Annotated in this window: 6 protein-coding genes; all 6 read right to left on the bottom strand. The window is 67.4% G+C overall.

Annotation, left to right across the window (positions count from 1 at the left end; translation table 11 throughout):
- Window positions 1-125, bottom strand: a 125-nt coding sequence (locus tag D7X55_RS35900) for a GTP-binding protein (RefSeq protein WP_233588040.1), incomplete at its 3' end; no start/stop codon positions are given.
- A 139-nt stretch (window positions 126-264) separates the two neighbouring features.
- Window positions 265-2,346, bottom strand: a complete 2,082-nt coding sequence (fusA, locus tag D7X55_RS35895; RefSeq protein WP_120553092.1) for an elongation factor G — start codon at window positions 2,344-2,346, stop codon at window positions 265-267.
- Between the two features lie 109 nt (window positions 2,347-2,455).
- Window positions 2,456-2,926 carry a 30S ribosomal protein S7 gene (gene rpsG / locus D7X55_RS35890; RefSeq protein ID WP_014395858.1) on the bottom strand — a complete coding sequence of 157 codons (471 nt, stop codon included), beginning with the start codon at window positions 2,924-2,926 and terminating at the stop codon, window positions 2,456-2,458.
- A 170-nt stretch (window positions 2,927-3,096) separates the two neighbouring features.
- The gene (rpsL, locus tag D7X55_RS35885; protein WP_014395857.1) at window positions 3,097-3,468 is read right to left on the bottom strand and encodes a 30S ribosomal protein S12; all 372 of its coding nucleotides are present in this window, start codon (window positions 3,466-3,468) and stop codon (window positions 3,097-3,099) included.
- Window positions 3,469-3,636: 168 nt separating this feature from the next.
- On the bottom strand, window positions 3,637-4,131 hold the full coding sequence (gene rimI, locus D7X55_RS35880) for a ribosomal protein S18-alanine N-acetyltransferase (protein WP_121725389.1): 495 nt from the start codon (window positions 4,129-4,131) through the stop codon (window positions 3,637-3,639).
- Window positions 4,128-4,725, bottom strand: a 598-nt coding sequence (locus tag D7X55_RS35875; RefSeq protein WP_121725388.1) for a hypothetical protein, incomplete at its 5' end; no start/stop codon positions are given. The genes D7X55_RS35875 and rimI, both read right to left, overlap by 4 nt.

Raw genomic sequence — 4,725 nt, 5'->3', positions numbered from 1 at the left:
GCGCCACCGGTCTTCGCCAGCACCTTGGTGATGGCGGCGGTCAGCGACGTCTTGCCGTGGTCCACGTGCCCAATCGTTCCGATGTTCACGTGGGGCAGGCTGCGATCGAACTTTTCCTTGGACATGAACCGCTCCTCACGACGCCGCCGGTGCGACCCCGGCGGTATAGGACTTCTAGAGAACTTCCGAAGGGTGCTGCGTGTGCTTCAAAGCCGCTGGAACGTCAACAGAATTCGCCCGGCGGCTCCCCCTGCGAGCGGGAGGTCAGTAGCTCGGGTTGAGCGCTGACTTGGGCGCCGGTGCGTAGTGCTTGAACTGCATGGTGTAGGTCGCCCTTCCCTGGCTCTTGCTGCGCAGGTCGGTCGAGTACCCGAACATGGCGGCCAGGGGCACCTCCGCCTGGATGGCCTGCACACCGCCAGGCCGGGGCACCATGCCCAAAATCTTTCCGCGCCGGCCGTTCAGGTCACCGATGACGTCGCCCATGGCGGCCTCCGGGGTGACGACCTCCGTGGCCATGATGGGCTCCAGGAGAACCGGGTTCGCCGCGCGGACCGCGTCCTTGAAGGCCATGGAGCCGGCGATCTTGAACGCCATCTCCGACGAGTCCACGTCGTGCATGGAGCCGTCGTAGGCCTCCACCTTCACGTCCACCATGGGGTAGCCGGCGACGGGGCCGTTCTGCATGGCTTCCCTCGCGCCGTCGCGCGCGGCGTCCACGAACTCCTTGGACACGGCACCACCGGCGATGGTGCTGACGAACTCGAAGCCCTTGCCGGGCTCGTTGGGGGACACGCGCAGGTTGATGTGGCCGTACTGCCCCTTGCCACCCGTCTGGCGGATGAACTTGCCCTCCGCCTCCTTCGTCGCCGTCACCGTCTCGCGGTAGGCCACCTGCGGCTTGCCGATGTTCGCGTCCACCTTGAACTCGCGCAGGAGCCGGTCGACGATGATTTCCAGGTGCAGTTCGCCCATGCCGGCGATGAGCGTCTGGCCCGTCTCCTCGTTGGTGCGCACGCGGAAGGACGGGTCCTCCATGGCCAGCCGCTGCAGGGCCTGGATGATCTTGTCCTGGTCCGCGGTGGACTTCGGCTCGATGGCGATGTCGATGACGGGCTCGGGGAACTCCATCCGCTCCAGGACGATCTGCTGCTTGTCGTCACAGAGCGTGTCGCCCGTGGTGGCCAGCTTCAGGCCCACGACCGCGCAGATGTCGCCGGCGTAGCACTCCGTCAGCTCGTCCTTCTTGTCCGCGCGCATCTGCACGAGCCGGCTGACGCGCTCTCGCTTGCCCTTCACGGAGTTCCACACCGCCGTGCCCGCCTCCAGCTTGCCGGAGTAGACGCGCAGGAACGTCAGCGTCTGCGACGAGAAGGACGGGTCGTTCATGATCTTGAACGCCAGCGCGCTGAAGGGCGCGTCGTCGCGGGTCTCGCGGATGGCGTCCTCGCCCTTGGGCGTCTTGCCGTGGATCGGCGGGATCTCCAGCGGGCTGGGCAGGTAGTCCACCACCGCGTCCAGCAGCGGCTGCACGCCCTTGTGGCGGAACGCCGAGCCGCAGAACACCGGGAACAGCTTCAGCCCCACGCAGCCCTTGCGGATGGCGCCGCGGACCTCGTCCTCGGTGAGCTCGTCGCCGTTGAGGAACTTCTCCGTGAGCGCGTCGTCCTGCTCGGCGGCGGCCTCCAGGAGCTCCCCTCGCGCGGCGGCGGCGGCCTCCTGGTACTCCGCCGGGATGTCCACGATTTCGTAGCGGCTGCCCTGCTCCCCGTCCTGGAACACCAGCGCCTTCATGCGGACCAGGTCGATGACGCCCTTGTGCTTGTCCTCGGCGCCCAGGGGCAGCTGCATGCGCACGGGGCGCGCGCCCAGCTTCTCCTTGATGGTGCCGACGGACATCTCGAAGTCCGCGCCCACGCGGTCCATCTTGTTGATGAAGCAGATGCGCGGGACCTTGTAGCGGTCCGCCTGGCGCCACACCGTCTCCGACTGCGGCTCGACACCGTTCACCGCGTCGAACACCGTGATGGCGCCGTCGAGCACGCGCAGCGAGCGCTCCACCTCGATGGTGAAGTCCACGTGGCCCGGCGTGTCGATGATGTTCACGCGGTAGCGCTGGCCCATCCGCTCCCAGAAGGCGCTGATGGCCGCGGAGGTGATGGTGATGCCGCGCTCGCGCTCCTGAACCATCCAGTCCGTGGTGGTGGTGCCTTCGTGCACCTCGCCCATCTTGTGGATGGCGCCTGTGTAGAACAGGATCCGCTCGGTGGTGGTCGTCTTGCCGGCATCGATGTGCGCCATGATGCCGATGTTGCGGTAGCGCTCGAGGGGGAACTCACGGGCCATGACTCGGTTCCTTCCGGACGTCTCTTGGACTGCTGCCAGGGCTGACAAACAAAACCGCCCGGACGCTGGCAGCGCATCCGGGCGGCAACCGCGAAGCCCCTGACGGGACCTACCAGCGGTAGTGAGCGAAGGCCTTGTTGGCTTCCGCCATCTTGTGCGTGTCTTCACGCTTCTTCACCGCGTTACCGCGGTTGTTGGCGGCGTCCATGATCTCGCCGGCCAGCTTCTCCTGCATGGTCTTCTCACCGCGCGCCTTGGCGTAGGAGATGATCCAGCGCATGCCCAGCGCGACGCGGCGGTCCTGACGGACCTCCACGGGGACCTGGTAGGTGGCGCCACCGACGCGGCGGCTCTTCACCTCGAGGACGGGCTTGACGTTGTCCAGGGCCTTCTTGAACGTCTTGAGGGGGTCTTCCTTCGCGCGCTCCTCCATGAGGGCAAAGGCGCCGTAGCAAACGCCTTCCGCGATGGACTTCTTACCCTTGCGCATCAGGTCGTTGACGAACTTGGTGACGAGCCGGTCCTGGAACTTCGGATCCGGGAGAATCTTCCGCTTGGCGACTACGCGACGACGAGGCATCTCTTCCCTTACGCCCCACTCTCCTCGCCTGGAGGAAAGCCTTGTTCGGGGGCTTCAAGAACGACTGCTGGGAACTTCCAGGGACACTCCCCAGGGTGTGGGGCCAGCGTCCGACACTTCTTCAGGGACAGCGAAGGTGTTCCGCGCCAACGGCGCGCGGGAGAACCGGACTAGCTGGGGCGCTTGGCGCCGTACTTGGAGCGGCTCTGCTTGCGACCGGCAACGCCCACGGAGTCCAGCGTGCCGCGGATGATGTGGTAGCGAACGCCCGGGAGGTCCTTCACACGGCCACCACGGATCATGACCACCGAGTGCTCCTGGAGGTTGTGACCCACGCCGGGGATGTAGGAAGTCACCTCGATGCCGTTGGTGAGACGCACGCGGGCCACCTTGCGGAGGGCCGAGTTCGGCTTCTTCGGGGTCGTGGTGTAGACGCGCGTGCAAACACCGCGCTTCTGGGGGCACTCCTTCAGGGCAGGGCTCTTGCCCTTGATGTTGAGCTTCTCGCGGCCCTTGCGGACGAGCTGGCTGATGGTCGGCACTGAAACCTCTTCTTCGTGGGAACCCCGCGTCCGGCTACACGAAAGCGGAGCATATCTACCTACAGGCTACACAAAAGGCCCGCGAGTATAGGGAGGGCCCCCCGGGTGTCAAGCATGGCTTGACCCCAGGACTACGACAACGGGCGGACGCTCTACTCCCTTACGGCCCTAGAAGTCGAGGACCATCACGATCGCGTCCTCGCCCTCGTCGACGTAGTAGTTCGGGCGGATGCCGACCGGCCGGAAGCCCAGCGAGCGGTAGAGGTTGAGGGCGGACTCGTTGCCCCGGCGCACCTCCAGGGTGGCCAGGGAACAGCGGCGGGCCACGCCCCGGCGGAGCACCTCCTCCATCACGGTGCGCGCGACGCCCCGGCGGCGGTGCACGGGGGCCGTGGCGACGTTGAGGACGTGGACCTCGTCGTGGACGATCCAGAAGATGGCCAGGCCCAGGAGGTCCACGCCGCCTTCGGCCTTGGGCTCCTCCACGAGGAGGATGGTGGACCAGTCGTGCTGGAGCTCGCGCCCGAGCAGCTCCGTGGACCAGGGGTTCTTGAAGGACGCCTTCTCCAGCGCCATCACCGCCGGCATGTCGTCCACGGTCATCTGCCGGATGAGGAAGCCCTTCCCCTTGTCGGGCGTCCCGTCCTCCCGCAGCCGTCTCATCGCCGTGCCTCCCGCGCGAAGGGCGCCACCCGCCGCACCTGCGCCGACCTGCGTACTTCAGCCAGGGCCTGGGCCGCCAGCTCTCCGTAGCGCGCCCGGACCAGCTCCTCGCGGATGGCCGTGCGCGCCGCCTGGTCGAACTCACCGGGGTACAGGTCCCGGTGCGCGTCATAGTGGTGACGGACCTCCGCCTCGCTTACCTGAGCCTTCAACCGGACCCGACTGTCGAGGATTCGTTCCGCGCGAAGGCCCCTCGCCAGCACGGCCTCCAGGGCGTCCCGGTCCACGCCGTGCCGGTCCAGGAAGCGCTGGAGTGCCTCCTGCCCGCCCAGCCGCGCCCGGAGGGCGTCCAGCCGGGCCTCCACCTCCGCCGGTTCGGCCGGGAAGGCCTGCAGGCGGTCCGCGCTCAGGACCTGGAGGCGCTGGTTGATGGACAGCTCCAGGGCCCCCCGCAGCGTCTGTTCATCCAGCGGCTGGGCGGCGGCCTGCACGGCCCCCCGCTGGATCAGCGCCACCCGGGCCTCCATCTCCAGCTCGCTCTGGGTGAGGACCTGACCCTCGATGACCGCCACGACGCGGTCCACCACCCTGCCC

The sequence above is a fragment of the Corallococcus sp. AB049A genome (assembly GCF_003668885.1).
Classification (GTDB): Bacteria; Myxococcota; Myxococcia; order Myxococcales; family Myxococcaceae; genus Corallococcus; species Corallococcus interemptor.
The sequence above is the reverse complement of the archived record's forward strand: the minus strand, read 5'-3'. Positions and strand labels throughout refer to the sequence as shown.